Source organism: Clostridium culturomicium (assembly GCF_000821305.1).
GTDB lineage: Bacteria > Bacillota > Clostridia > Clostridiales > Clostridiaceae > Clostridium_J > Clostridium_J culturomicium.
In genome coordinates this window covers 346,380-372,545 of sequence record NZ_CCXK01000014.1, presented here as the reverse complement: position 1 = coordinate 372,545, position 26,166 = coordinate 346,380, and the positions used below count along the sequence as shown (strand labels likewise).

Annotated in this window: 45 protein-coding genes; 43 read left to right on the top strand and 2 right to left on the bottom strand. The window is 31.5% G+C overall.

The window, feature by feature from the left end; translation table 11 throughout:
- The first annotated feature begins 9 nt into the window (after positions 1–9).
- Entirely contained in the window at positions 10–366 is a 357-nt protein-coding gene (locus BN1075_RS21500; RefSeq protein ID WP_148315465.1) for a hypothetical protein, read from the top strand.
- Here the strand turns inward: BN1075_RS21500 and BN1075_RS05760 are convergent.
- On the bottom strand, positions 247–984 hold the full coding sequence (locus tag BN1075_RS05760; RefSeq protein WP_040192120.1) for a hypothetical protein: 738 nt from the start codon (positions 982–984) through the stop codon (positions 247–249). The genes BN1075_RS21500 and BN1075_RS05760 overlap by 120 nt on opposite strands.
- Positions 985–1,059: 75 nt before the next feature.
- Here BN1075_RS05760 and BN1075_RS05755 point away from each other — a divergent pair, with 75 nt between their 5' ends.
- The 9 genes from BN1075_RS05755 (at position 1,060) to BN1075_RS21495 (ending at position 5,193) form a co-directional block, all read left to right on the top strand.
- Positions 1,060–1,644: a hypothetical protein gene (locus tag BN1075_RS05755; protein ID WP_040192119.1), complete on the top strand. Its 585-nt coding sequence runs from the start codon at positions 1,060–1,062 to the stop codon at positions 1,642–1,644.
- Complete coding sequence (locus BN1075_RS05750) at positions 1,644–1,889, top strand: AbrB/MazE/SpoVT family DNA-binding domain-containing protein (protein WP_040192118.1); 246 nt, start codon at positions 1,644–1,646, stop codon at positions 1,887–1,889. The genes BN1075_RS05755 and BN1075_RS05750 overlap by 1 nt, the downstream gene beginning before the upstream one ends.
- Positions 1,889–2,074 carry a hypothetical protein gene (locus BN1075_RS05745; RefSeq protein ID WP_040192117.1) on the top strand — a complete coding sequence of 62 codons (186 nt, stop codon included), beginning with the start codon at positions 1,889–1,891 and terminating at the stop codon, positions 2,072–2,074. The genes BN1075_RS05750 and BN1075_RS05745 overlap by 1 nt, the downstream gene beginning before the upstream one ends.
- A gap of 82 nt (positions 2,075–2,156) precedes the next feature.
- Complete coding sequence (locus BN1075_RS05740) at positions 2,157–2,834, top strand: hypothetical protein (protein WP_040192116.1); 678 nt, start codon at positions 2,157–2,159, stop codon at positions 2,832–2,834.
- A complete protein-coding gene (locus BN1075_RS05735) occupies positions 2,834–3,340 on the top strand; it encodes a host-nuclease inhibitor Gam family protein (protein WP_040192115.1) in 507 nt (168 codons plus the stop codon). Before BN1075_RS05740 ends, BN1075_RS05735 begins: the two co-directional genes overlap by 1 nt.
- A 12-nt stretch (positions 3,341–3,352) precedes the next feature.
- The gene (locus BN1075_RS05730; protein WP_052406413.1) at positions 3,353–4,024 is read left to right on the top strand and encodes a Rad52/Rad22 family DNA repair protein; all 672 of its coding nucleotides are present in this window, start codon (positions 3,353–3,355) and stop codon (positions 4,022–4,024) included.
- 9 nt (positions 4,025–4,033) lie between these two features.
- Positions 4,034–4,216 (top strand): hypothetical protein, encoded by a 183-nt coding sequence (locus BN1075_RS05725; protein ID WP_148315464.1) that lies wholly within the window; start codon positions 4,034–4,036, stop codon positions 4,214–4,216.
- Positions 4,217–4,235: 19 nt separating this feature from the next.
- The gene (locus BN1075_RS20615) at positions 4,236–4,988 is read left to right on the top strand and encodes a hypothetical protein (RefSeq protein ID WP_052406412.1); all 753 of its coding nucleotides are present in this window, start codon (positions 4,236–4,238) and stop codon (positions 4,986–4,988) included.
- A 31-nt stretch (positions 4,989–5,019) separates the two neighbouring features.
- Positions 5,020–5,193: a hypothetical protein gene (locus BN1075_RS21495; RefSeq protein ID WP_156132766.1), complete on the top strand. Its 174-nt coding sequence runs from the start codon at positions 5,020–5,022 to the stop codon at positions 5,191–5,193.
- A gap of 25 nt (positions 5,194–5,218) precedes the next feature.
- On the opposite strand, the gene BN1075_RS05715 is transcribed toward BN1075_RS21495, so the two are convergent.
- Positions 5,219–5,548, bottom strand: a complete 330-nt coding sequence (locus BN1075_RS05715) for a hypothetical protein (RefSeq protein ID WP_040192113.1) — start codon at positions 5,546–5,548, stop codon at positions 5,219–5,221.
- Positions 5,549–5,684: 136 nt separating this feature from the next.
- On the opposite strand from BN1075_RS05715, the gene BN1075_RS22330 reads away from it, so the two are divergent.
- The 33 genes from BN1075_RS22330 (at position 5,685) to BN1075_RS05565 (ending at position 26,160) form a co-directional block, all read left to right on the top strand.
- Positions 5,685–5,813: a hypothetical protein gene (locus tag BN1075_RS22330; RefSeq protein ID WP_268871534.1), complete on the top strand. Its 129-nt coding sequence runs from the start codon at positions 5,685–5,687 to the stop codon at positions 5,811–5,813.
- 1 nt (position 5,814) lies between these two features.
- Positions 5,815–6,336, top strand: a complete 522-nt coding sequence (locus tag BN1075_RS05710) for a hypothetical protein (RefSeq protein WP_040192112.1) — start codon at positions 5,815–5,817, stop codon at positions 6,334–6,336.
- Positions 6,326–6,694 (top strand): dUTPase, encoded by a 369-nt coding sequence (locus BN1075_RS05705; protein ID WP_148315463.1) that lies wholly within the window; start codon positions 6,326–6,328, stop codon positions 6,692–6,694. The genes BN1075_RS05710 and BN1075_RS05705 overlap by 11 nt, the downstream gene beginning before the upstream one ends.
- Before the next feature lie 15 nt (positions 6,695–6,709).
- Positions 6,710–6,862, top strand: a complete 153-nt coding sequence (locus BN1075_RS21490; protein ID WP_156132764.1) for a DUF6906 family protein — start codon at positions 6,710–6,712, stop codon at positions 6,860–6,862.
- Between the two features lie 11 nt (positions 6,863–6,873).
- Positions 6,874–7,290 carry a single-stranded DNA-binding protein gene (locus BN1075_RS05700; protein WP_040192110.1) on the top strand — a complete coding sequence of 139 codons (417 nt, stop codon included), beginning with the start codon at positions 6,874–6,876 and terminating at the stop codon, positions 7,288–7,290.
- Positions 7,291–7,371: 81 nt separating this feature from the next.
- Positions 7,372–8,178, top strand: a complete 807-nt coding sequence (locus BN1075_RS05695; protein ID WP_040192109.1) for a hypothetical protein — start codon at positions 7,372–7,374, stop codon at positions 8,176–8,178.
- 42 nt (positions 8,179–8,220) lie between these two features.
- Positions 8,221–8,505, top strand: a complete 285-nt coding sequence (locus tag BN1075_RS05690) for a hypothetical protein (protein WP_040192108.1) — start codon at positions 8,221–8,223, stop codon at positions 8,503–8,505.
- Between the two features lie 619 nt (positions 8,506–9,124).
- Entirely contained in the window at positions 9,125–9,388 is a 264-nt protein-coding gene (locus tag BN1075_RS05685) for a hypothetical protein (RefSeq protein ID WP_040192107.1), read from the top strand.
- A gap of 270 nt (positions 9,389–9,658) precedes the next feature.
- Positions 9,659–9,940 carry a 50S ribosomal protein L7/L12 gene (locus tag BN1075_RS05680; RefSeq protein WP_040192106.1) on the top strand — a complete coding sequence of 94 codons (282 nt, stop codon included), beginning with the start codon at positions 9,659–9,661 and terminating at the stop codon, positions 9,938–9,940.
- Positions 9,941–10,093: 153 nt separating this feature from the next.
- Positions 10,094–10,492 carry a RusA family crossover junction endodeoxyribonuclease gene (locus tag BN1075_RS05675; RefSeq protein ID WP_040192105.1) on the top strand — a complete coding sequence of 133 codons (399 nt, stop codon included), beginning with the start codon at positions 10,094–10,096 and terminating at the stop codon, positions 10,490–10,492.
- The gene (locus tag BN1075_RS05670; RefSeq protein WP_052406411.1) at positions 10,492–10,938 is read left to right on the top strand and encodes a hypothetical protein; all 447 of its coding nucleotides are present in this window, start codon (positions 10,492–10,494) and stop codon (positions 10,936–10,938) included. The genes BN1075_RS05675 and BN1075_RS05670 overlap by 1 nt, the downstream gene beginning before the upstream one ends.
- A gap of 243 nt (positions 10,939–11,181) precedes the next feature.
- Positions 11,182–11,397 carry a hypothetical protein gene (locus BN1075_RS05665; RefSeq protein ID WP_040192101.1) on the top strand — a complete coding sequence of 72 codons (216 nt, stop codon included), beginning with the start codon at positions 11,182–11,184 and terminating at the stop codon, positions 11,395–11,397.
- A gap of 4 nt (positions 11,398–11,401) precedes the next feature.
- On the top strand, positions 11,402–11,704 hold the full coding sequence (locus BN1075_RS05660; RefSeq protein WP_040192100.1) for a spore coat protein: 303 nt from the start codon (positions 11,402–11,404) through the stop codon (positions 11,702–11,704).
- Positions 11,705–11,779: 75 nt separating this feature from the next.
- Positions 11,780–12,364 (top strand): terminase small subunit, encoded by a 585-nt coding sequence (locus BN1075_RS05655; protein WP_040192099.1) that lies wholly within the window; start codon positions 11,780–11,782, stop codon positions 12,362–12,364.
- A complete protein-coding gene (terL, locus tag BN1075_RS05650; protein WP_040192397.1) occupies positions 12,357–13,784 on the top strand; it encodes a phage terminase large subunit in 1,428 nt (475 codons plus the stop codon). The genes BN1075_RS05655 and terL overlap by 8 nt, the downstream gene beginning before the upstream one ends.
- Positions 13,785–13,794: 10 nt before the next feature.
- Positions 13,795–15,213 carry a phage portal protein gene (locus tag BN1075_RS05645; RefSeq protein ID WP_052406410.1) on the top strand — a complete coding sequence of 473 codons (1,419 nt, stop codon included), beginning with the start codon at positions 13,795–13,797 and terminating at the stop codon, positions 15,211–15,213.
- A complete protein-coding gene (locus BN1075_RS05640; RefSeq protein WP_052406409.1) occupies positions 15,203–16,801 on the top strand; it encodes a minor capsid protein in 1,599 nt (532 codons plus the stop codon). Before BN1075_RS05645 ends, BN1075_RS05640 begins: the two co-directional genes overlap by 11 nt.
- The gene (locus BN1075_RS21485) at positions 16,788–16,952 is read left to right on the top strand and encodes a DUF4926 domain-containing protein (protein ID WP_148315462.1); all 165 of its coding nucleotides are present in this window, start codon (positions 16,788–16,790) and stop codon (positions 16,950–16,952) included. The genes BN1075_RS05640 and BN1075_RS21485 overlap by 14 nt, the downstream gene beginning before the upstream one ends.
- A gap of 98 nt (positions 16,953–17,050) precedes the next feature.
- Positions 17,051–17,554: a TM2 domain-containing protein gene (locus tag BN1075_RS22105; protein WP_235777760.1), complete on the top strand. Its 504-nt coding sequence runs from the start codon at positions 17,051–17,053 to the stop codon at positions 17,552–17,554.
- A gap of 215 nt (positions 17,555–17,769) precedes the next feature.
- The gene (locus BN1075_RS05630) at positions 17,770–18,033 is read left to right on the top strand and encodes a DUF6275 family protein (RefSeq protein WP_040192098.1); all 264 of its coding nucleotides are present in this window, start codon (positions 17,770–17,772) and stop codon (positions 18,031–18,033) included.
- A gap of 114 nt (positions 18,034–18,147) precedes the next feature.
- The gene (locus tag BN1075_RS05625) at positions 18,148–18,804 is read left to right on the top strand and encodes a DUF4355 domain-containing protein (protein WP_052406408.1); all 657 of its coding nucleotides are present in this window, start codon (positions 18,148–18,150) and stop codon (positions 18,802–18,804) included.
- A 21-nt stretch (positions 18,805–18,825) separates the two neighbouring features.
- Positions 18,826–19,938 (top strand): major capsid protein, encoded by a 1,113-nt coding sequence (locus BN1075_RS05620; protein WP_040192097.1) that lies wholly within the window; start codon positions 18,826–18,828, stop codon positions 19,936–19,938.
- A gap of 51 nt (positions 19,939–19,989) precedes the next feature.
- Positions 19,990–20,295 (top strand): phage head-tail connector protein, encoded by a 306-nt coding sequence (locus BN1075_RS05615; protein WP_040192096.1) that lies wholly within the window; start codon positions 19,990–19,992, stop codon positions 20,293–20,295.
- Positions 20,279–20,599, top strand: a complete 321-nt coding sequence (locus BN1075_RS05610; RefSeq protein ID WP_040192095.1) for a hypothetical protein — start codon at positions 20,279–20,281, stop codon at positions 20,597–20,599. Before BN1075_RS05615 ends, BN1075_RS05610 begins: the two co-directional genes overlap by 17 nt.
- Positions 20,596–21,069, top strand: coding sequence for an HK97-gp10 family putative phage morphogenesis protein (locus BN1075_RS05605; RefSeq protein WP_040192094.1), 474 nt, complete (start codon positions 20,596–20,598; stop codon positions 21,067–21,069). Before BN1075_RS05610 ends, BN1075_RS05605 begins: the two co-directional genes overlap by 4 nt.
- Positions 21,066–21,419 (top strand): hypothetical protein, encoded by a 354-nt coding sequence (locus BN1075_RS05600; RefSeq protein ID WP_040192093.1) that lies wholly within the window; start codon positions 21,066–21,068, stop codon positions 21,417–21,419. Before BN1075_RS05605 ends, BN1075_RS05600 begins: the two co-directional genes overlap by 4 nt.
- 13 nt (positions 21,420–21,432) lie before the next feature.
- Positions 21,433–21,849, top strand: coding sequence for a phage tail tube protein (locus tag BN1075_RS05595; protein ID WP_040192092.1), 417 nt, complete (start codon positions 21,433–21,435; stop codon positions 21,847–21,849).
- A gap of 18 nt (positions 21,850–21,867) precedes the next feature.
- Entirely contained in the window at positions 21,868–22,236 is a 369-nt protein-coding gene (locus BN1075_RS05590) for a DUF6096 family protein (RefSeq protein WP_040192091.1), read from the top strand.
- 41 nt (positions 22,237–22,277) lie between these two features.
- Entirely contained in the window at positions 22,278–22,634 is a 357-nt protein-coding gene (locus BN1075_RS05585) for a hypothetical protein (protein WP_040192090.1), read from the top strand.
- The gene (locus tag BN1075_RS05580; RefSeq protein WP_040192089.1) at positions 22,631–25,183 is read left to right on the top strand and encodes a hypothetical protein; all 2,553 of its coding nucleotides are present in this window, start codon (positions 22,631–22,633) and stop codon (positions 25,181–25,183) included. The genes BN1075_RS05585 and BN1075_RS05580 overlap by 4 nt, the downstream gene beginning before the upstream one ends.
- A 15-nt stretch (positions 25,184–25,198) precedes the next feature.
- Positions 25,199–25,549: a DUF6711 family protein gene (locus tag BN1075_RS05575; RefSeq protein WP_040192088.1), complete on the top strand. Its 351-nt coding sequence runs from the start codon at positions 25,199–25,201 to the stop codon at positions 25,547–25,549.
- Between the two features lie 13 nt (positions 25,550–25,562).
- Positions 25,563–25,811, top strand: a complete 249-nt coding sequence (locus BN1075_RS05570; RefSeq protein ID WP_040192087.1) for a hypothetical protein — start codon at positions 25,563–25,565, stop codon at positions 25,809–25,811.
- The gene (locus tag BN1075_RS05565) at positions 25,798–26,160 is read left to right on the top strand and encodes a hypothetical protein (RefSeq protein ID WP_040192086.1); all 363 of its coding nucleotides are present in this window, start codon (positions 25,798–25,800) and stop codon (positions 26,158–26,160) included. The genes BN1075_RS05570 and BN1075_RS05565 overlap by 14 nt, the downstream gene beginning before the upstream one ends.
- The last annotated feature ends 6 nt before the right edge of the window (positions 26,161–26,166 follow it).

Genomic DNA, 26,166 nt, shown 5'->3' with positions numbered 1-26,166 from the left:
GAATTAACTATGGATAAAAAAGAAGCAATATTACAACTAGAAAGCCTAAGAGCAGACTGTAAAGAGTTTGAGAGTGTTAATCCAACAGAAAAAGATGTACAAGCTTTAGAGATAGCACTAGCAGCATTAAAAGAAACTGCTCAAGAAGTACCAGTTCAAGAGCAGTTATCAACTATAAGTAAAAATTTTAAATTTATTCAAGTTAGCCAAACTATATATTTTACATTAATAATAGTTAGTATCAATTTAATGATTAATAGATTCGATAAGAGTTTCCAAGGAGTTGTTGATATTTTCCAAGGTACTAGTGATGTCACAACAAGAATTATCGATATTCTTCAAACTATCACTAATATCATCACATAAATCTAATTTTTGTTTTTCTAGCTCTATAATTTCTTGTTGTTGTTCTATCATTATTTCAGATGAATTATCTAAATATGGCTGAAACACTGTAAATATTGTTATCAATAAAGCTATAAATGAACGAAAGCTTTCCCAAGTTAGAGAAGAATTTTGAATAAGTTGTTTTAAAGATAAAAAACAACTTGTATATTCATTAAGCTCAACTGAATCATTAGTAGTATCAAAATCATTTATATTAGTATAGATTTCATCGACAGTATTAATAAATGAAGTCTCATCAATATATTCTAAATCATCTGGAGTAAATGAAGATAGTATTTTTAAATTATTTAGATATTCAAAATTAAATTTAGGTGTAGTAGCTTCTAAATATTGATTGATAATTTTATTAATTGAATTCATATAATCTTGGAATGGTTGTATAGAAGAATTAATCATAGCAAATTGGTTAGATATTAAATTCAACTGTGCTGTAAAGGGATTAATAGATTCGGTAATAATCTTAAAGTCGTATGTAGGTACATTAACGTTTATAGTGCTTTTAAGAATACGATTATATGAATCAAGTTGTTTTGAAATATTGTCATAAATTTTGAACTGATCTGAAATAGTAGCCATAAATTAAACTCACCCCCTTTCAAAAATATTCTAACATCTTATGGGGGAAGATGTAAATTAAGGAGGAATTTTAAAATGAAAATATCAGTTATTTTAGAAAAGAAATCTAGAGTTTCAATTGATGTTCCAACTGGACAAGCTAATGAGTTGTTTAAGAAATTAGCAACAATGGTTATTGATGGAGGATGTGAAACAACAAGCCAGGTTAGTGTAACTAACATTAAACTAGATCAAGATTTCAAGGAAAAGTTTGCAGAAATATCTTGTGAGGTTGGACGTGCTCTATCTGAAACTAAACCAGTAGTAAAAGAACTTGGAGAGAAAACTGAAAAAGTTCAAGGTAAAAAGCATTTACTTATGGTTAAGTGTGAAAGATGTGGGAAGGTAGCAACACCTATTATGTATATTGAAAATGGAGAATTAATTCATAAAGAACACAATTTGGTTTGTATGAATTGCAGCAGTGAACTTCCACAGTTTGAGAACATTAAGTATGCAAAATATACTTGTCCTAACTGTAATACTAGAGCGGGGTTTTATGTAGCAAATGATTTAAATGAAGTTAGATGTAAAGGCTGCGATAGTCCTATTGACTTAGTTTGGCATGATAAAAAGAAAGTATTTTTAAGTGCAAATTTAATTGAAGGGGAGAGAGAATAATGAAAAGTACAGGGATTGTTAGAAAAGTAGATGAATTAGGAAGAGTGGTTTTACCAATTGAATTAAGAAGGACTTTGAATATAGACATTAAGGATCCATTAGAGATTTTCGTAGAAGAAGACTTAATAATCCTAAAGAAATATGAGCCAGCTTGCATATTTTGCGGTGAAGCAGCTAATGTTGAAAATTTCAGAGGTAAAAATGTTTGTAAAAGTTGTGCAAAGGAGTTAGGAGAAATAAAGTAATGGGAGTTGGAGTATTTGAAGATGTATCACTTGGTGCTACAGAGGAAGAGTTTAAAGCAGTTCTTAAGATAGCTACAGCTGATATTAAATTTAACAATATTGGATTTAATAGAATGACAAAGGCAGAGGAATTAAAAGCTTTACTAGATAGAATTCTTAAGTTAGTCAGAAGTGTACAAGCATAAAAATAGGTGCTTAGCTGCGCCAACAGCCTTGCACCAATAACAAAATATATTCAAGTGAATTATACCATAGGAGGTAATGAAAATGAATAAATTTGATTGGAATAAATTTAAAAATGAAAAGATAGCTGTTAATTGCAGAACAGAGGAAGCAGCTAAAGAGTTTATTGAAGAGTGTTATATCAGAGGGATAAAGTGGATAAATGGAGCAAGAAATATTACTTATTACAATATCCATGGAGCAGAAATTGCATATACTTTCAATTTTAGTGGTTTTGATAGTTTGGAATATGCAAGTACTTGTTGGTACAAACAAAATGGTTGTGAAATAGTGGAATATACTTCTGAGAAAAAGCAAACAGAGTTTACATTCCAGGAGGTAATAGCGAGGAATGTTCCAGGAGTTTATGTTTGTACTGATAAAGGTTTAAGAATTAAATATGTTGTAATTAATGAAAATGGAGGAGTTTCAATTAAAGCTAATTATTCAAATTTAATAAATTCAACTTTAGGAATACCGGGTTATGCAAGATTTAAACTTCGAGAATCTAAAAAACAATATACATTATTTGAAATTGTTCATGCAGTTGGTGGCAAGCACTATACATTCAGAGCTAGTGGCAATGAAAATTTAAAACCTAGAGATTTTGTTATATGTGACACATCAATTGGAAAAACATTTGGAAGAGTAGCAGGAACATTCACAAAGGAACTTACTGAAAAAGAGTATATGGAATATAAAGAATGTTGGAGGGCAATGTAATGGAGAATATTCAAGTAATTTTAAACGATATAGAGGCAGATAGACTTATAGATGAGATAAAAGAAGAGAAAGCTGACTTTTTAAGATTAGAAGAGTTAGCAGCTCAAAAGATTGAAGCTATTCATGAGGAGATAGAGAGAAAAAGAGCAGCGCATGAAAATAGTGTAGGATTTAAGGTTGCACAGCTAAGAGCATATTTTAACACTATTACACCAAAAGAAACTAAAACTCAAAAGAAATATTCATTACTAGCTGGTGAAATGGTACTTAAAAAGCCAACATCAAAGCTGGATCATGATGATAAGAAACTTATTGAATACTGTAAATTAGTTAATAAAGAAAAATATATTAAAAGAATAGAAACTGAAAAGCTTGATTGGAGTAACTTTAAGAAAGATTTAGAGATTAATGGTGATTTAATTATACATAAAGAAACTGGTGAAATAATAGATTGCGATGGAATTAATGTTATTGAAGTACCAGAGCAGTTCGAAATTAAGTTTTAAGAGGTATAAGTGATGGATATACAAGAGGAATTAAGAAAACCATTTGGAGAAAATGAGATTGAATGGAGAGTTCAAAGCTGTGGAGTAAGTAACAACAATAAGCCATGGGTGATGGTTCTATGTTATGTACAGGCTAGAGCTATACAGAACAGATTAGATTATGTATTTGGGTTTGATGGATGGAAAGTAGAATACAGAACAGGGTCCAATGATAGCAATATTATCTGTAGAATCTCTGTAAAGGACAAAGATGGAGAGTGGATATATAAAGAAGATGGGGCCAGCGAAAGTAACGTTGAACCTTTTAAAGGTGGAATAAGTGGAGCATTAAAAAGATGTGCTAGTAGTGGATACGGCATAGGAAGATATTTATATAACCTTACTGAAAATTTTGCAGAGTGTTCATTAGAAAAACCTAAAGACAATATAGGATGGAAAAAGGCAACAGCTAAAGATAAAAGGACTATATATTGGAAAGTTCCTAAATTACCTGCATGGGCCTTACCTAATTCTATAAGTGAAGCAGAGATAAGTAAATTAATGAACTTAGCTGCGAGTGCAAACATAACAGAGGCTGATGTAAAGAAGGTTATAGAAAAAGAATTTGGATGTAGCGAGATAAGAGAGCTTTCAAGTGACGAATATCAACAAGTATATGAAAGGCTTTCCAAAAAGGTAAAGTAGGTGAAAAGAATGTATAGGATGGAAATGGACCTTAGAGCAAATGATGGCAAGGTAGTTTCAATTAATGAAGCAGGAGGACATGTAGAAGTATTAGTTGAGGATTCAGATGTTGAAACAAAGATAAAGTTAAGTTATGAGCAATGGAATGATTTAGAAAATTCATTAAGAGAGCAGTGGGGCTTAAATGCATAAAAAATAAGTAGGTGATGGTATGGATGAAGGATGGATAAAGCTCCATAGAGCAATTCGTAAAAATTGGATATGGGAAGACCCTCTAAAGCTTAAATGGTGGTTAGATATCCTTCTTCAAGCTAACCACCAGGAGAGAAAAATCCTTATAGGAAATGAGATTGTTTTGATTGAAAGAGGAAGTTTTCACACATCAACAATTAAGTTATCTGAAAGATGGAAAGTTGATAGAAAAACGGTAAAAAGATTTCTCGACTTGCTCCAAAAGGATAACATGATTACTCTAAAAACTTCAAAAAAGGGGACAACGCTAAAGATAAGTAATTATAAGGATTATCAAGCAGTTTCAGAACCTAAAAAGGACAATGAAGAGGACAACGATAGGGACAACAGTGAGGACAACGAAGTCCCAACAGAAGGGACAACCATAGGGACAGATAAGTCCCAGATAAGTCCCAATAAGGTGGACACAAACAAGAATGAAGAAGAATTAAAGAATGAAAACAATGATAAAGAAGGAGAAGAAGGGGAAGAAATTACACCTCCTTCACCTCCACCCTTATCCATTCCTACTAAGTATCATAAATTAATTTTGGACCAATGGTCAGAGGTAACATATAAAACATGGTTCATGGATTCAGAAATAGTTGAGGATGGACAAGATTTAAAAATCATAGTTGATAGTGAGCTAAGGGCTGAGGCTATTAATCGGAGTTTTAGTAAGCACTTAGGAATACTCTTAGGTAAAAATATAAGAGTTGAGATAAAAGTGTAAAAGTCTTTGAAGTATTAGGGAGGGAATATAAATGAATATGTTAAATCTAAAAAAAGACATGAAGGATAAACATGGGAATGTTTTATTAAAAGCGAATACTGCTTACTTTCCTAAGGGTGAAGAGGTTATTAAAGGCAAAAAGTATTTAATATATGATTCGGAGATTAAAAATGAAGAGATATTAATACCAGCTAGTAATTTATAGGTTGCCCAAATATAAAAGGGACACTCTATTGTGTCCCTTTGTCAATAAATACTTCACCGTTACCAACTATTACAATTCTATATTCAGGTTTAAGGGGAATCAAATTATATTTATCTGAATTAGGTTGCAGACGAATAGATTGTATTATAAGTTGATTTTCATCATAAAGAGTAATGTAAACACTATAAGTTGGTGAGAAATTTTGAACTATATAAGTTTCATTTGCTGAAAAATTAAAATCAGCTGCTTTATAAACACCCTCTTTAAATGTATTGGAAGCAAATGCGGGAGTTACAATAAATGTACTAAATACTAAGGTCATTAAAATTAATAACATAGTAGCAATTTTTTTCATATAACAACCACCTTTCAAACTTATTTTGCGTAATAGCAATAATAATATACAGATTTGTGGTTTAAGAAATATGTTATATATGATTAATAATTAATAATATAAATAAATTATGATTCAAATTAAGGAGTGATAGATTATGAAAGATGTGTTATTAGGAGCAAGCATATTGTTAAATATAATTCTTATAGCTGCTTATAACTTGTTTGTAAGAACGTGTAAAAAAGAAGTACAAGAATATAAAAATAAGAATTTAGGAGGAAATTAAAATGGAGACAAGCTTAATTTTAATTACGATAGGTTTATTAGTTGTTTTTCACTTCATGAGTGTTATTACTCTAAAAAAGAAATTGGAGAGCTTACAGAAGGGAATAGACAAGCAGAATTATGTTTCAGATGAAAGGTATAAGTCTGTTATTAAAACTATAGTAGAAAAAGCACAATTTCAAGAAAAAGCTTTTGTTGCATTAGCAGAAAAGATAACTTCAAGTAGTAATGATGTTGTTCAAGAAATTAGACGTCACGATTTGAATGTTAAACATAGAGCTAATGAACAGTTTATTGATTTACAAGAACTAATAGCTGCTTGTGATGATGAATATATAGAGGCAAATAAAAGAGTAAGAGATGACATAAAAAGTATAAGTGAAAGGTTGGAAAGTAAGATAGATAAAAGTACCAGAGATATAAACAAAACAACCAAAGAGCAGGCAAGCAGAATTGTATATACAGTTCCAATGATAGATTTATCAGCATATGCAAAGCTTACAGGGAGAAGACATGGAAAATAAAGAGTTGAAAATTAAAGATTTACTAAAAATGCAGAAGTCTTTTGATAGGTATTTAGCTCACATATCAACAGGACTAGACAATCAAGAAGAGTTAGATTTATGGAATAAAGTTGTTTTAGATAAAAAGTTATTAGCTTTAAGTGTAGAAGTTTCAGAACTCGCAAATGCAACTAAATGTTTTAAATATTGGAGTGAACAGGGTCCAGAAAGCACAGAAAGAATACATGATGAGTTTGCAGATGTACTTCATATGCTCCTATCCGTTGCCAATAGTCTTAAAATGACATCGGAGGACATAGAACATGCTTATATTAAAAAACATAGTGAGAACTACAAGAGACAAGCAGAAGGATATTAGAAGGGCGGTGAAATAATGAAGCATCTAAGGAAATTAACAAGAGCTCAGAAAAAGCTTTTATCTAAACTAGGATTTAAGCCAGAGGATTATTTATTTGAACATCAGGACCAATATGGGTATAGATTTTATAATATTCATATTGAGCAGTTGATGGAAATACCAAAATAGGAGGATGAAAGATGAACAAGGTAGTTTTAATCGGAAGATTGACCAAGGATCCGGAGCTAAAGTTTACACCTACTGGAACATCAGTAACAACATTCACACTTGCAGTATCTAGAAGGTATAAAAAAGAAGGACAACCACAAGCTGATTTTATTCAAATAGTGGCATGGGGTAAAACTGGTGAAGGTGTAGCTAACTATAAGAAGAAAGGGGATTTAATATCTGTTGCTGGCAGAATTGAGACTAGAAACTATGAAGCCAAAGATGGAACCAAAAGATATGTTACAGAAGTTATAGCAGAAGAAATAATTTTCTTAGATTACGAAAATAAGCAGCAAGGACAAGCTCAACAAGATAATACAATACCAGGTGATTATTTTGGGAATGGTGGTATGACTGAAATAGAAGATGATTCAGATATGCCATTCTAGTAAAAGGTAGTTCATGTGAGGGTGCAGCTACAACAATGTATTCTCATATGAAAATCAATTGATAAATAGAGGTTCAGTATTATGTTAAGAAGAAAAACTAGGCCTCAAAAGGGCATAAATCAAATTGAAGGTCAGATGTCATTATGGGACATTAAAATTACGATAAATGATGTTTCGGTTACGAAAATCAAAGAAAATATAACAGAAATAAGCAATCCGATTACAAGCTTATCACTTGTAGAAGAGGTTACCAAAAGTGAGAAAGTGCAGAAAGAGTTTATAGTAACAGATAAGCAGCAACGATTCTTAGAAAAAAATAAAGTTATGGAAAATGAGAGTTTATCAAGGATAACGTTATTATGTAGTGGTAGTTTGTTAGTAGAGTTCATATTTGGAGAAAACTATAAAACTATTTGTATTAATAAAGATGGAGTTATAGAACTTTCGTATGATAAGAGAATAGCATTAGTTCCAATGGATAAAATCATTTATTACAAAGATGACATGAAGCCGAACGAACTCCAGGAAGAGAAATTGTTAGCAATTCAGGACAAAGTAACAAAGGTACTAAAACGTAAAGGTGATGAAAATATAATAGCTATAGCTGCAGGTAAAGTTATTGGCATAAATAAGCAGGGCTGGGTACTTGATTATAAAGGTGTACAAGCTGTTTATGATGAGGAAGATGTTAGGGTGAAAACTGCAGCTGATGAAATCATAAATGAAGATTTTAAAGTTGGTGAAAGCGTGGAAGTAGAATTTAATAAGAAAATTTACAAGGGAGTTATCACAAGGATCTATAACGGGGGAGATACAATAAACTGTATTTTTGACAATAAACACACAGCTTTTCATAGAAGTAAGGTAAGGAAAGTGAAATATGCATAGATCACAGATTTGAGAATGTTTATGATACGAAGGAGTGAAGTAATGAGTTATGCAGTTGTTATGGAGTTCCAAAAGGAATTCGAAACGATTAACTTAGATATGATGAAGAATGATACTAAAAATTATGATATGGCTATTTTAGTGGCTTATACACTAGAAACTAAAAGAGGATTTATAGTAAAAAAACAAGGTAAGACAACTAGGAAAGGCACTAAATTTACTTATAAGGCTTGTAAAGATGAAGAAGAAGCCAAAGGGTATAGTCTTAAATGTCATAAGTTATTGCAGCAATACAATGAAAAATATAATACTAATTACTGTTGGTAGTGTTTACATTGTGAATTAATTACGTAAGTTGATCTTTGAAAATTGAATAGTACAGTGTTTACAATATATGTTACAATTGTTTCATAATAGTATTATATTTTTTATTAAGTTTAAAAAGGAGAAATATTATGACATGTGCTAAATGTAAACAGAAATTTTCATATAAGGATATTTTAAAAGCCATTATGTGTTATAAGTTAATCTGTAAAAACTGCAAAAAAAGTATAAGGTTCCTGCCTTATATAGATTAACGATTTCTATACTTTTTGCGTTGCCAGTATTTTTTCAAATTTATTTAATAAATATTTTTAGCTACTATGTAATTATAATGTATTTAGGGTACTGCATAGTGGTTGTATTAATAAGTTCTTTATTTGTTAAATTTATTGAAGAACAATCTTAGATTATTATGAAGAAAAATTAAATATTAAATCATATGGAATACTGTACTATTCAAAACTGAATAATACGGTATTTTTTATTCGCAATTTGTTTATATTGCGAATTAAATAGAGAATTTGTTCTTTGAAAATTGAATAGTACGGTATTTATATAGTATAATATGTAAATAAATATTTAAACAATTTTTAATATTAATATTATAAGGAGGTAAAATACTATGATTAATAATATTTTTACGAACAAGAGTAAATTGAATAAAATAATGCACACTATTCTATTTATTATTACAGGTTTATATCTATTAGAAACTATACTTTTTACTGGATTATTTACTAATATTATTTTAGCTTGTACTAATATTATAGTAAGTATTATTACTCTTGTAATAGCAATCATAAAGAAAGAGAGTAAATTAGCTTTGATTGATTTAGCTATTTTATTAGGAACTTCAGTAATATTTACATACGTAATCAATTTATAAAAGAGAATTTTTAAGTAACTTAAAATTTATGAAAATAAAATTAAATATTTATAAATGATATAACATACCGTACTATTCAAAACTGAATATACGGTATTTTTATTTCGCAATTCATAGATATTGCGAATTAAATAGTGAAATTTGATCTTTGAAAATTGAATAGTGCGGTATTAAAAAATATGTTATAATTAACTCATAGTTGTATTATTATATGAGTTATCAGCTTTTTTATTAACTGATAAATTAGAATTTGTGGAGGATGTGAAATTTGTGGAATATGGGATGTTAACTTTAATGTTTATTATTGGAATCTTACTTTATATAGAAATCACTAAATTAAAAAAGCAAGTGAAATCTCAACAGATACAGATTGATACCTTGTGTAAAGAAACTGGAAATCAGCAATTAGCAACATATTTTATTTCTGATGAAGAAAAAGAATATATAGTTCATCTAAAAAATAGTGGGAAAGAAGTTGAAGCGGTTAAAAAGTTAAGAGAAGTTACTTCTATGGATTTAGTACAGGCAAAGCAATATATTGATACACTATAAATTCCAGTTTATCGAATAAATTAAATAAGTAATTATTAAATATTCTTAAGATAGAATTAAATATTAAGTTGATGAAAATACCGTATTATTCAAAGTTGAATATGCGGTATTTTTTATTTTGTAATTCGTAGATTTAACGAAGGAAGTGAGAGAATGATAACAGTAGAGGGGAAGATAAAGGGTAAAGCTAGGCCAAGGTACAACACTAAAACTGGAAGAGCGTTTACACCTGGAGATACTATTCAATATGAGAACTGGGTTAGGCTATGTTATCAGGAACAGGATGGAAGGTATTTTGAAGGATCAGTAAGAGCAAAGATAACCGCTTACTATAAAGTACCTAAGAGCTATACTAAAAAACGTGTACAAGCTATAAGAGAAGGATTAGAGTATCCACAGAAGAAACCGGATTCAGATAATGTAGCTAAAATAATCTTGGACTCATTAAATAAAATAGCATATGAGGATGATAGTCAGGTAGTAGAGTTAAAAGTAATTAAGCAGTGGACGGAAGAGCTTGAGAGAGTTGAGTTTGAGTTGGAGGGAATTTGATGGAGAAAGAGCTATTTAGAAAAACAGAGGATGTATTACGAAGATATAAAACTTTAGTTGCAGAAGTGGAGAATATTAAACTGTCAATAGAATCAATGGAGAGGGAATATAAAGGATGTTCATCAATTACCTATGAAGAGAAAGCAGCTCCAACTAATAAGTTTAGTTCAATAGTTGAAAATGAAATAATAATAAGGGAAACTCAAATAAGAAAGTTACAAGAAGAGTTAAGCTATAAGCAAATTGAAATTAAGAAAGTTGAGAATGCATTGGAGCCTTTAAGTGAACGTGAATTTAAAATAATTAATTTAAGGTACTTTAAAAGAATTAAGTCATGGAATGCAATAGGTGAGATATTAGGATTAACGGGTGATTATTGCAGATACTTAAATTCTGATATAATTGAAAGAATATCACGTATAATATTTATAGAAAAATACATATAAAATATACGGATAAATCTATAGATTATATCTGAAACAATATGTAAGCTATTATCATAGAACAAATGAAGTTCCCCAATCCATGATTAACCCTATATTAAGACATCTATACAAATATAGGTGTCTTTTAATTATTAGGAACTTGAGATAAAAAACAACCTGATTGGATAGATTTAACATGAATATTAGCCTTCTAAAAACACATAATATAATCGTTTATAAATTATATTTAAAGGAGGTAAAAATATGAGAAAGCTTTCAGAAGCAGAAGTACTATCTTTAACGTCACTATTAAAGATGGAGCAAGATGGATTAATTGTACAAAGAGCGGTGAATGCATTAATAACAGATGAAAACCTAAAAAGCCAAGGTGAATCTAGTGCATTAGCATCAGAAGGTAGAATAAAAGGATTACAGCAGTTTATTACTGAAAATCAAGTAACAGATTCAAGTGAGGTGTAATGGAATGTCAAATATAATTGGAAACCTAATTAAAAATAACGTTAATATTAATGATGAAGTTATATCTACAAATATGCTTTCTTCTGGAAAAGCTGCAGCTGATGCATATCTTAATGCTACTTTAACAAGCAGTACTCCAGAGTTAAGGGCCATATATTCTGCAGGATTAAGTCAAATAGTTGGAGGTCACACTGCACTTACAGAACTAGCTGTAAACAAAGGTTGGGCTAAACCATATAATTCACCTATACAACAATTAACTGATACTTATAATGAATCAAAAACTGTAACTAATCAAAATAAATAATAAAATAAAATTTATTGTAGCTAATTATGGAGTTCTTAATAGAACTCTTTTTTTATATGAAAAAGAGGTGGCATTATGGCCAAGTTAACAGAAAAGCAAAAGAGATTTGTAGAAGAATATTTAATAGACCTTAATGCTACTCAAGCAGCAATTAGGGCGGGATACAAAGAAAAAACAGCATATAGAACAGGTGCTGACAACCTCAGAAAACCTCAGATACAAGAATATTTAAACAAAAGGATGAAAGATAGGGTTCAAAGAACTGAAATAACACAAGACAAAGTAATTGAAGAGCTAGCAGCTATTGCATTTGCTAAAGGTTCAGACTTTGCAAAAGTAGTTGAAAAATCCTATATGAAGCCTATATATAGTGCTGATGGCAAGGAAATCATAGATGAAAAAGAAGTTTTTTATAAAGATGTTGAGTTAGAAATAACCGATAATCTTTCAGAAGATAAGAAGAAAGCTATTACAGCAATAAAAAATACTAAGTTTGGTATAAGTATAGAAACAGCAGATAAGGTTAAAGCCCTGGAGCTATTAGGAAAGCACCTAGGAATGTTTAAAGATAAAGTAGAGGTTACAGGAAATATAAATAATCCTTATGAAGGGTTAACTAGAGAGCAGCTACTAAAGATAGCTAATGAAGATAATGGATAAGAAGTTAATACGGTTGGGAGCAAAGATAGAACTTGCAAGACGTGAGTTCTTTTTTTATTGCAATTTAAAAGCACCTGATTTTTATAAAGAAGATAGAAGATACTTAGTAGAGTTGTGCAATGACCTTCAAGCATTTTATGAAGGAGATGATGATGTTTTAATCATAAATGAACCACCTAGACATGGAAAGAGCAGAACGGCAGGATTATTTGTTGAGTGGGTGTTAGGAAAAGACCAATCACAAAAGATAATGACAGGATCATACAATGAAACTCTTTCAACTATGTTTTCTAAGAATGTTAGGAATAGCATTCAAGAAGAAAAGGCCGACCAATATAAACCAGTATTTAGGGATGTATTTCCTAATGTATCTATAAAGCGTGGTGATGGAGCTATGAACCTTTGGTCATTAGAAGGTGGATATAATAACTATCTAGCAACATCGCCAACAGGAACAGCTACAGGATTTGGATGTTCTCTTATGATTATAGATGACTTAATCAAAAATGCAGAGGAAGCCTATAACGAGGGCGTGAAAGAGAAACATTGGGATTGGTTTACTAACACAATGCTTTCAAGACTTGAAGAAGGTGGGAAAATAATAATCATTATGACTAGATGGGCCAGTGATGATTTAGCAGGAAAAGCATTAGAGCATTATAAGGAACAGGGTGCAAGGATTAAACATATTAGTATGAAAGCATTACAAGATGATGGAACTATGCTTTGTGAAGAAGTTTTAAGTAGAAAGTCTTATGAGGATAAAAAGAAAGCTATGGGAGAAGATATTGCTTCAGCAAACTATCAACAAGAACCTATAGATTTAAAAGGATGTTTATATCCAAGCTTTAAGACTTATACTGATATACCTAAAGATGAAGGTGGTAAATCTTTATTTACAGGTATTAAAGCCTATTGTGACACTGCTGATACTGGAGATGATAATTTATGTAATATAATCTACGGAGAGTATAACAAAGAGGCTTATATATTAGATGTTTACTATACTAAAGAACCTATGGAAACAACTGAAAAAGAAGTTGCTAAAAGATATTTAGAGCATCAAGTTAATAGAGCATTAATAGAATCAAATAATGGCGGAAGAGGTTTTGCAAGAAGTGTTGAGAGAATACTTAATCAAGAATTAGGAAGTAATAGAACTAAAATAGATTGGTTTCATCAAAGTGAAAATAAGATTGCAAGAATATTATCAAATAGTACATGGGTAATAGAACATATTTATTATCCAGCTAACTGGAGAGATAAGTGGCCAGAATATTATAAAGCTATGACAAGGTATCAAAGAGAAGGAAAGAATAAACATGATGATGCTCCAGATGCAACGACAGGTATAGCAGAGCAATTTGTTAAGAAAAAGAAAATTGGAATAGGAAGTAAATCTAAGTTAGGAATAAGATAGGAGGAGTACCATGGCGATATATAAAGATAGGGAACTGTTAAATGAAGATGGCAGTATACCAATAAAATTATTAAACAAATGCATTGATAATCATAAGGTTATGCTTGATAGATATAAGCATCTTAACAGTTATTATGATGGAGAGCATAAAATACTAAGTAGAACATTCAGTAATCATAATATACCTAATAATAAAATAGTTGCAAATCATGCTGAATATATTACAGATATGGCTGTAGGATATGTATTTGGAAGCCCGATAAGCTATGCTGGAGAAGGTTCAGAGGAGTTAAATGAGATATTCACAGAGATAGATGAAGATAGTCATAATAATGAGTTAGCTATGGATATTTCAATTATGGGGGTAGGGTATGAATTGTTATTTATGAATGATAATGAAGTACCGTATCCCGAGTTAGTAGTTAGCAGTCCATTAAATACTTTTCTTGTGTGCGATACTACTGTTAAACATAAGCCATTATTTGCAGTAACTTATTTTGAAAAAAGAAATATTGATGATACTGTTATGGGTTATGATGTTAATGTTTATACAGATAAAGAGATCATTAAATACTTTTATAATGATTTGTCCGATAGTAATCCTATGGAAATAGATAGGGAGCAACATTACTTTGGAGATGTGCCAATAATAGAGTACAAGAATAATAAGAAACTTAAGGGTGATTTTGAAGGAGTAATAAGTCTTATAGATGCTTATAATAAGCTTCAATCTGATAGGGTTAATGATAAAGAACAATTAGTGGATACCTTTCTTGTTATAGTTGGACAATCTCTTGGAGATACAAAGGATGAAGTAAGTGAAACTGTAAAATATCTTATGGAGAATAAGATTATAGAGCTTGATGATAATGGTGATGCTAAATGGTTAGTTAAGCAGCTTAATGAAACTGAAACAGAAGTACTTAAAAAGGCACTTAAAGATGATATTCATGAGTTTTCAAAGGTCCCATGTTTAACAGATGAAAACTTTGTAGGAAATGCTTCAGGAGTTGCAATGAAGTACAAGCTGTTAGGCCTTGAGGGGTTAGGAAAGAGCAAAGAGAGATACTTTAAGCAAGGATTAAGGCAAAGACTTAAGTTAATGTCTAATATATCTAATATCAAAGCTAAGAATATTAATTCTAATGACATTGATATTAGCATGAAGAGAACTCTTCCAGTTGATGAAGAACTCCTTGCAAAGATTGCAGCTGAAACAGAAGGGTTCATATCATGGGAGACTAGAGTTAAAAGATTTGATGGTGAAATTGATGTTGAAGAAGAAAGAAAAAGACTTGAAGGGGAAAATAAGAAGAAAGTTGAGGATCAGCAAAGAGCCTTTGGAAGTTATGATTTTAAAGATAATCAACAAAATATTGAGGGTGATTATAAAAGCACTTCAAAGAGTGGTGAGGTAAATGAAGAGTAGTTCCTATTGGAAAGATAGAGCTAATCTTAGAATGAACTCATATCACAAAAATAGTGATAAGACTATTTATAAAATCAATAACGCTTATGATAAGGCTATAGAAGATATTAATAAAGATATCAAAAAGATATTTTATAAGTTTCAATCTGATAGTGGTATGAGTATAGCAGAGGCTAAGGACTTACTCAATACGAAAATACCAAAGTTAGAATTAGAAAGTATTAGAAGTAAGATTAATGGCATTCAAGATAAGAATTTAAAAAGATATCTCATGGCTCAATTAAATGCTAAAGCTTATAATTCAAGAATGACAAGACTTGAAGCACTTAAAGAGAGTATTTATATTAACACTAAAAGAATTGCTAATGTAGAGCTTGTACAGAGTGAATTAAGATATATAAAGAATATTAATGAGGCTTACTATAGGAATATATATGATATCCAAAAGGTAACAGGTATTGTAACAGATTTTGCTACAATGCCTGTTAATGTTATAGAAGATATACTTAAGAATAATTGGAGTGGAAAACACTACAGTGAGAGAGTATGGGGAAATAGTGAAGTATTAGCAGCAAAGCTTGAAGAAGTGATAACAAGTGGATTAATGAGTGGTAAGAGTTCTAAAAAGATGGCTGTGGAATTAGCTGATTTAAGTCAGTATGGAAAGATGGCAGCTGAAAGGCTGATTAGAACAGAGACTACTTATGTTACTAATATGGCAGAGTTAGAAAGTTATAAAGAACTTGGAATAGATAAGTATATATTTGTTGCTACATTAGATTTGAGGACTTCTAAACAATGTAGGAATATGGATGGTAAAGTAATCGATGTATACAGAGGAGTACCAGGAGAAAACCTTCCACCATTACATCCTTGGTGTAGAAGTACAACAAGGGCATATTTTGAAGGAATGAATAGGAGAAGAAGAGCACGTGATCCAGAGACGGGCAAGAACTATATCATTGAAAATATGAACTTTGATGAATGGTATCAAAAGTTTGTTGTAGATAAGTATGGTGAGCAGAAGGCTGAAACATTCCAGAAGATGATAAAAAATAAAGCAGCTGATAGAAAACAATATAGTAAGTATAAAGAAATCCTTGGAAAAGATGTTCCTAAGTCATTTACAGATTTTAGGCAGTTGAAGTATAATGATATTAATGAGTGGAAGCTAATAAAATATAATTATAAACTTAAGAGCGAGGCTAAGAATAATCCTCAGTGTATTTTAGAAAATGCTCATAAATTTAATATTGATGAAAGAAAGTATACAAGTTATCTATTTGGCGGTAGCAATGTAAATGGATTAGCAAAAGGTGATGCTTTTGAAAGTAGATTGGGATATAGTATAAATAACTATAAAGATCTAGATATACTTATAAAAGATAATATAGGTAAATTCCCAGCTATATTTAAGGGGGATACACCACATGGTAAAAAGTATGAAGTGAATATGGTTCTTAAAGGATTAAAAAATAAACAGGCAAAGGTTAAGGTTGGAGTTATGTCAGATGATAATGGACCTAGATTAACTACTGTATTTATCGATAAATTAAAGGAGAGTGATATAGAGTATGAAAGATATTAAAGAGTGTGATATTGTAAAGCTTAAAGATGGAAGAGTAGGAACAATATTAGGTATATGGTCAGATGGAAAGGCTTATGAAGTTGAAATTGACTCACCCAAATTAGAAACAATAGAAAGAGAAGATATATATGAAGTAATACAGAAGGATTGAAGCACTTACTTAGATACAAAGTAGGTGCTTTATTATGTTTACTTTTACAATGAATTTGTATATTATTGTATTATAAGTAATATTTGGGGGAGGATAATATGAATTACAAGTTAGATTTCTTTTTATGTCTAATTCTGGGTATGTTTGGAGCTCATAAGTTTTATGAGAAGAAAGCAGGCATGGGAGTACTTTACTTATTTACATTTGGAATATTTGGATTTGGATGGATGTTTGATGTTATTAAATTATTCGTTGTAGCATTTATCTATACTGAAGATAAAAGAAGAGAGTATGAAATAAAAGAGAAAAAGAAAAGTGAGGAACAGCTTAAAAAGAGCCAGGAATATCTTCAACAAGTAAATGCTAAAAAGCAAGTTATTGATGAGAGAAAAGCAGAAGCTCACAGAGCAGGGTTAGCATGTTGTCCTTATTGTGGAAGTACATCAATAACAGCTCATAAGAAAGGTTATGGTGTAGGAAAAGCGGTTGTAGGAGCTTCAGTTGCTGGAGGCCTTGGATTAATGGCTGGTAACATAGGAGCTAAAAAGGTAAATATAACTTGTCTTAACTGTGGTAAACAATTTAAGCCAGGGCAAAGATAGCACTTACTATGTAGGTGCTTTTATTATGCTCAATTTTAAGGGGGAGTACAATGAGGTTAATAGAAAAAATAAACAACTATTTAGAACCAAAAATTATAAACATGAAATAGTTTATCAAAAAGACTTTGGTTACAGATGTAAATGGTGTAATAAACCTAAATTACAATGTAATTGAAGTCTTTTATTATACTTAAAATTAAGGAGAAGATTAAATAATGAATGAAAAAGAATTTATAGAATGGTGTAAACAAGAGGTATGTAACTATACTAATAAGCATCTAGATAAAACAGATAAAAAGGAAATTTCAACAGATGATGTATTTATGGTATGGAGCTGTAAAACGCTACAAAACAATAAAGCATTACTTAGTACTACTTTGTTTGATGGAATGTATTATGAGTGTACATATAATGGAGATAAAAAGGAAATGTATGTAGATGCCTATAAGAAATGGGAAAACTACAAGGTTGCAAGGTAATTAAGTCTTAGGAAACTAAGGCTTTTTATTATGCCCTGAGTATGGCTTTAAACTGCTTAAATTTATTTATGAACACTATGGGCTTAAGTGAATGTAGTGGGCAAGGAGGATTTTATGAAAAACACAAGATTTTTAGTTAACTTAGCACTATGCAGATTTCAACCAATGTTAGCACCAGACACTGGAGCTGATGGGGGTAATGGAGGAACTGGTGATGCTGGAACAAGTAACACTCGTACAGATGGAGCTGGAGAAGACGGCAAAGGAACAGAAACAAAGACGTTTGATGATGTTCTTAAAGATAAATTTTATCAATCTGAATTTGATAAGAGAGTAGCTAAAGCTCTTGAAACTGCAAAGTCTAAGTGGGAAACAGAGAAAGCTACAGAGCTTGAAAATGCAAAAACAGAAGCAGAGAAGCTTGCAAAGATGAATGCAGAACAGAAAGCAAAGTATGCAGAAGAAAAGCGAATAGCTGAACTGGAGAAGAGAGAAAAAGAAATAACTACTAGAGAGTTAAAAGCACAAGCTTATGAGACTCTAGCAGAAAAAGGCCTACCAAAGGATTTAGTAGATCTACTTAACTATTCTGATGCTGAATCATGCAATAAAAGTATTGAATCAGTAGAGAAAGCTTTCCAATCAGCTGTAGAGAAGGCTGTAAATGAAAAGTTAAGGGGGGGAAATCCTCCTAAGGGTGGACAAGGAAGTAAAGCAGATTATAGCAAAATGAGTGATGCAGAATACTATGCAGCTACTTATAAAAAGTAAAAAAGAAAGAAGGAATGTTAAATGGGAAATGAATTTATTACAGTAAAGGAAATAGCAAGGCAAATCTTGCCAAGATTAATTGAAAACTTAGTTTTTCCTAACCTAATCCATAAGGATTTTAGTGAAGAATATGTAACTGGTAAGGGAGCTACAATACAAGTGAAAAAACCAGTTATTTTAACCGCAAAGGAATTTAATGAATCAGAAGGGACTTCTGCACAAGATGTAAAAGAAGAGTCAGTAGATGTAACATTAGATAAACTAGCAACAGTTGATGTTGAGTTTGGAGCAATTCAAAGAGCTACTAATGTTGATGATCTAAATAGATTATTCTTAGAGCCAGCTGCAGTTGCTTTAGCGGAAAAGATTAATAGTGATGGATTGTTCTTATATAAAGATATACCTTATGCAGTAGGTACAGCAGGAACAACTCCAAGCAAACTTACTGATTTAGCTAATGTAAGAAAGATGTTAAACACAAATAAAGTTCCAGTATCAGGGCGTGTTGCTGTATGGGATCCGGAAGCAGATGCTAATTTTACAACAATAGATGCAATAGTTAATGCTGAAAAGAGTGGTTCTACTGCTGCATTAAGAGAAGGTTCTATTGGTAGGGTATTTGGACTAGATAACTATATGGCACAAGGTGTTAAACAACATTCTACAGGAATTACAAAAGCTACAGATGTTAAGGTAAATGGTAAAGTTACTGCAGGAGCAACAAGTCTTGCTATAGATGGAACGGCTTTAACAGGTAAGCTTGTAAAAGGTGATATATTAACTATTAAAAAGAAAAATTATGTAGTTATAAAAGATACTGCAGATGCATCTACTAATGCAATAGCTTCAGTAGAAGTATATCCAGCGTTACCAGAGATTGCTGATGATACAGTAGTAACATTAGTTTCTGGACATACTGCTAACCTAGCATTTAATCCGATGGCATTCGCTTTTGTTACTAGACCATTAACTGCACCAGCAGGAGTTGAATCTTATGTTACATCTTACAATGGAATTACTTTAAGAGTAGTAAGAGGATATGACATGAAGTATAAGAAAGAAATGCTTTCTATGGATGTGCTTTATGGATATAAGACAATGTATCCAGAATTAGCTACAAGAGTATTAGGATAGAAATAGATAGGGGAGAGAATCCCCTTTTTTGTATTATAAGGTGGTGTTTAAATGACACAATTAGAAAAGTTAAAGTTAAGACTTCCAGGTGTAGAAGATTCTCTTTTAAATCAGCTATTAGAAGACACTGAAGCTGACATATTAGATTATACTAATAGAAACGTAATGTTACCTAAAATGGAGGCTATACAAAGAGAACTGGCTATTATTTATTATAATAGGTTAGGAAGTGAAGGAGAAACCTCTAGAAGTGAAGGAGGTATATCTGTAAGCTATGAAATGCCAGAACATATTAAGGATAGATTGAAGGCTTATAGAAGACTCAAGGCGGTGAGTATAGTTGAGAGTGAAGAATAAGAAAACTTACTATCTTAAGAAGAAAATAATAAGTGAAGATAATGAAGGTGGAAAGTATCAAGGATACTCGGATTTAGGGATAGATATTATGGCCAATATAAGTCCTGCTTCGGGAAAGTTACAAGCAGAGATTTATGGGGAGAGGTTAAATTATATTCTTAATATGCTTTATGATGGACCGTTGGATCTAAAAGAAGGTGATGGTATATGTGTTTATGCACCTAAAAAGAGTGATCCAGATTATAAGATTATTTCTATAAAGAGATATTCGCACAAGGTAATAGAACTGGAGAAAATACTATGAGTATAAATGGGATAGATTCTTTAATGAAGAAACTTAATGCTCTTGGTGGAAATGTTAATAAGGTTCTGGAAATAAGCATATCAAAGCAGACTAAGTTAATTCAAGGTGAAGCTAAGGATTTATGTCCAGTAGATACAGGGGACTTAAGAAAAAGTATTTTTACAGATGTAAATGTATCATCAAGTAAGGTAACAGGAAAAGTATTTACTAATAACGAGTATGCTGGTTATGTTGAATTTGGTACTGGGAGAGTTGGAGAAACTACTCCAGTAGCGGATAAGTATCCAGGAGAATTAGCTTACAAGCAAGATAAATGGTTAGCTAATATTCCAGATGTGGGATTACGATATGTTGCAGGTCAGCCAGCTCAACCATATATGTATCCTGCTATAAAAAATAATGAGGATAAAATATTAGGGAATATAAAGTTAGATTTAAAAGAGGCCATAGAAAAGGTGGTTAAGAAATGATTAATGTTAAGGATCAAGTGTATAAAGCTATAAAAGATATTTGTACTAATGTAAGTGATAGTTATCCATCAGAGTGGGCGAATTTACCCGCTATTCAGTATATTGAGGAAGATAACAAGGTATATGAGTTTACAGATGGTAAAGAAGATAAGTCTTATATAAGGTATAAAATTGATATTTGGCATAATAGAAGCACTTCTGAATTTGCTTTAGAAGTAGATAAAAGAGTATCTGCTTTAGGTTTAAGAAGAACATTATGCCAAGATGTAGCTGATCCAAGTGGATTAAAACATAAAGTAATGAGATATGAGGGTGTTATAGATAATAATACTCAGTTAGTTTATCAGTAAAGGAGGAATATAGATGTTAGCTAATGGAATTAAGTTGGGTTACAAAAAGAAGGGTTCTGAACCAGGTACTTATACAGATTTAACAGGATTAAAAGAAGTTCCAGAGATGGGAGCAGAACCAGAAAAGGTTGAAAATACTTGCTTATCAGATACAGTTAAGAAGTATGAATATGGAATAGGCGATCCAGGAGATTTAGAATTCAAGTTTAAATATGAAAACAAAAGTGCAACTAGTCCATATAGAGTGTTAAGAGCGGCTGCAGATGCAAAAGAAGTGTTAAGTTTCCAAGAAACATTCCCAGATGGAACTACATTTACTTGGGATGCACAGGTAAGTGTAAAGCTTGGTGGCGGTGGAGTAAATGGAGTTATAGATTTTACCCTTAAGATGGCACTACAAAGCGAAATTTCTGTTACAGATCCAGAATAAATATAGGAGGAATAAAATATGAAACAATTTGCGATATGGGAAGTTGGAGAAGAGGAATATAAGCTTAAGCTTAAAACATCCGCAGTATGTAGTCTAGAAGAAAAGTTGAATATGAGTTTAATGGATGTTATAGGTACAGTTAGAACAATGCCATCTTTAAGCATTATGCTGACTATAACACATGCTGCTATGAAAGATTGGAATGCTGGAATTAAAAGAAGTGATGTAGATAATATCTTTGATAAATATATTGAAGGTGGAGGATCACAATTAGAGTTTTTCACAAAAGTGTTTATGGATATTTATAAAGTAAGTGGTTTTTTTTCTCAGACAGCAGCACAGAAGATGGAGGAGCAACAGGAGAAAGCACAGGAAATGCTAGAGTAGAATTTGAAAATTTAACAGAGTTAATAGAAGGACTATATCCAATGTGTTTAGACATAGATATAAGTCCTTCTTTATTTTGGGATAGTTCATTGCAGGAGCTATATGATTTAATAGCAAGTTACAACAGAAGAATGAAGTTAGAATCTGAAAAAGAGCTAATTAATATTAAGAAGGATATATCTTTAAATGCAGTTTTAGCAAGGCAGATAGGGGAGTATGTAGCTTCAATGTTTAGTTCAGATGTGAAAATAACACCAGTCGAGGAGTTTTTTTCAGAATTATTTGCAGAAGAGAAGGCTAAAAAAGAAAAATTAGATATAGCATTATATAAAGCTAAAATGGAAGAGTTTGCTTTTAGGCACAATGAAGAGCTTAAAAGGAAAGGAGGCAGTAAATGACCTTAGAAGAATTACAAGTAATTATTGAGGCTCAGACATCTCAGTTTAAGAAAGAGCTTAAGACAGTGCAGAACGAAGTAAAAAGTATGACTAGCAGTGTTAATAAACAAGTGGCTTCTATTAAAAATATATTCTCTAGGTTAGGTAAATTCCTCGTAGCTCTTGGGTTAGGTAAGATTTTTGTTAACAGCATAAAATCTGCTATGAATGCCATTGAAAGTGAGAGTTTGGTTGGTACCGTGTTTGGTAGTATGACTGATGATATTCGCGAGTGGTCTAATGAACTCCAGAATAGCTTAGGTTTAAATGGATATGCAGTAAGAGAGAATGCAGCAGTTTTATATAATATGACTAGATCCATGGGGTTAGCGAAGGAAAGTGCATTAGGTTTATCTAAAGATTTAACATTACTTGCTGAGGATATGGCTTCTTTCTATAACTTAAATAGTGATGAAGCATTTAATAAGATAAGAGCAGGACTTACAGGAGAAACAGAGCCACTGAAAGCTTTAGGTATTTTAGTTGATACTAATACATTAAAGCAGTATGGATATCGTGATTCATTATCTAATTCAGAAAAGGTAATGATTAGATATCAAGCAATATTAGCCCAAACTGGTGCAGCGAATGGAGACTTAGCAAGAACATTAGACAGTCCAGCTAATCAGGTAAGAATACTTAAAAACAATTTACAACTATTAGGCATAGAACTTGGAAGGGCATTTATGCCTATAGTTCAAGTGGTTATTCCTATTCTTAATTCTTTAGTAAGAGCTATAACTAGGGTTGTAAGTGCAATCGCAACATTTACAAGTACGTTATTTGGTAAGAGTAGTGGTAAAAGTTCAGGATTAGGAAGCATTGCAGGAAGTATGTCAGATGCGACTTCAGGAGCAATAGACTTTGGAGATGCTATTGGCAGTGCAGGAGATTCCGCTAAGAAGACAGCTAAAGAAGTTAACAGGCTTATGGGTGGTTTTGATGAAATAAACTCTTTAAGTAAAAATAGTGATGCTACTGGTGGTGGAGCTAGTGGTTCTGGAGGAATGGGGGGAGGTCTTGGGGATTTAGGAGCCTTAGACTTAGGTCTAGATGAAGAGCCAGATACATCTGGAGTAAGTAAAGCTGCATTAAAGGTTAAAGCAATTTTAAATGATTTAGCAAACTTTATAAAACAAAATAAAGAAATAATACTTTCGGTAGTTGGTGGTCTTATAGCTGGACTTATAAGTTATTTTGCTGGCCCTAAGATATTAAAAGCAGTAAAGGTGTTTATATTAAACATTAAAGCAATTCCAACAGGTATAGGTGTGGCTTTCTTAAATATAGCGTCATTTATAACTTCACCAGTAACATTAATTTCTTTAGCTATAGGATCTGTGGTAGCTGCATTAATATATCTTTGGCAAACTAGTGATGGATTTAGAAAAGCATGTATTGAAGCTTGGGAAGGAATAAAGGAAATAGTATCTACTGTGTGGGAAAGTTTTCTAAAACCTATATTTGATGCTATAGTAACATCACTTCTTATGATTTGGGAGAATGGGTTAAAGCCATTAGTTAAAGCTTTTGTAGATTGTGTAGAACAAGTAGCAATGCTACTTCTTAACTTATGGAATAATGTGTTACAACCAGTATTTAATTGGATATTTGAAATTTTGGGACCTCCTTTTGCGGCGATAATAAGTGTAGTAGTGTATATTATTTCAGGAGCAATCACAACTATAATGGCTATTATAAGTGGAGTTTTAGATTTTTTTACTTGGTGTATAGAAATGGTAAATAAATTATTTACTTTGGATTGGAAGGCTATATGGGAAGAGTGTAAGAAGATTGTTTCAGATATATGGAATAACATAACAGAGTTCTTTAGGAATACGTGGGATAAAATAAAATCATTTGGTGATACAGCTTGGAGTGGAATTAAGGATATATGGAACTCTGCAAGTAATTGGTTTAACACTAAAGTTATTGAACCTATTAGAAGCTTTTTTAGCAACATGTGGAGCAGTATAAAAACTACTACGAGTAACGCTTGGGATTGGATTTTAAATTTATTCTCAAAAGGTGGGAAAATATTTTCAGGAATTACAGGATCTATAGCTGAAGTATTTAAAACAATAGTGAATTCAATTATTAGTGGTATTAATACTGTTATAGCTATTCCATTTAATTCGATTAATGGCATATTAAACAAGATAAGAGGTATAAGTATTTTAGGAATAACTCCATTTAGTGGATTCTGGGGATATAATCCTCTTCCAGTACCAAGAATACCTAAATTGGCAAGAGGAGGAATAGTTGATAGTGCAACAATGTTTATAGCTGGTGAAGCAGGTAAAGAGGTAGTCATGCCACTTGAAAACAATACTGGGTGGATTACTCAGCTTGCAGAAAAGGTTGCAGCAAGAATGCCACAAGGAAACTATGATAATAGTTATAGTGGAGATTTAATTCTTATGATAGATGGAAGTGTTATTGGAAAAGTAGCATTAAAGCAGCTTAGAAAAATGCAAAGACAAGGTGGAATAACATTAATGCCAACATAATAAAGGAGTGGTAATATGCTTGAGGTTAATGGGGTAGCAATTGCTACTCCTAAAGTTTATGAGCCATCAATTGAAGATTTAGATGGAGAAACAAATAGAAATGCCAATGGTGATTTAATAAGAGATAGAATAGCAGTAAAAAGAAAATTAAATTTAGAATGGGGTCCATTAACCCAATCACAAATGACAACATTACTTAATGCAGTAAGTAGTGTTTTTTTTACGGTTGAATTTCCTGATCCACAATTAGGAATGATTACAAAAACAATGTATGTTGGAGCTAGAACAGCCCCAGCATATTTTTATGATACTAAAATACAAGAAGTTAAGTGGAGTGGTTTAAAAATGAATTTTATTGAGAAATAGGATGGTGTAAGAGATGTTAAAAATAAACAAGAATATTACTTTATCTGGTGTTTCAGAAATTAATGGTCAACAAATTGTGTACATGAGTGCAACAATAAATACTGAAGGCAATAACAACACTAATACAACTAAAACTATAACTAATAAGGAATTATATAATGCAAACGTAGAAGCTGCAAGAGCTGATATGGCTGCATTTGAAAGTGAAGTGTTTAAGGTTGAAGATGAAATTAAGGTAGGTATTAATAATGAAGTTAAGTAACTCAAAAATATTAAATAGCACAGGTGCTTTAAGTAAGATTTCTCAGATGGAGCTACCAATAAAGGTATCTTATGCAGTTGCTAAAAATATAGATAAAATTGAAAGTGAACTTAAGGTTTATAATGCAGAGAAACAAAAGCTTATTGATAAGTATACTGTTAAGGATGAACATGGAAATCTAAAGATTTCTGAGGAGCATCAAGAAGCCTGGACTAGGGACATTGAAGCTTTAGTTGAAATTGAAGTAGATATAGATATACACAAGTTTAGTGTTGAAGAGTTTATAAACTCTAATTGTAATATATCTCCTGGGGAGCTTATGGCCATAGATTATATGATAGAGGATTAATCTCTA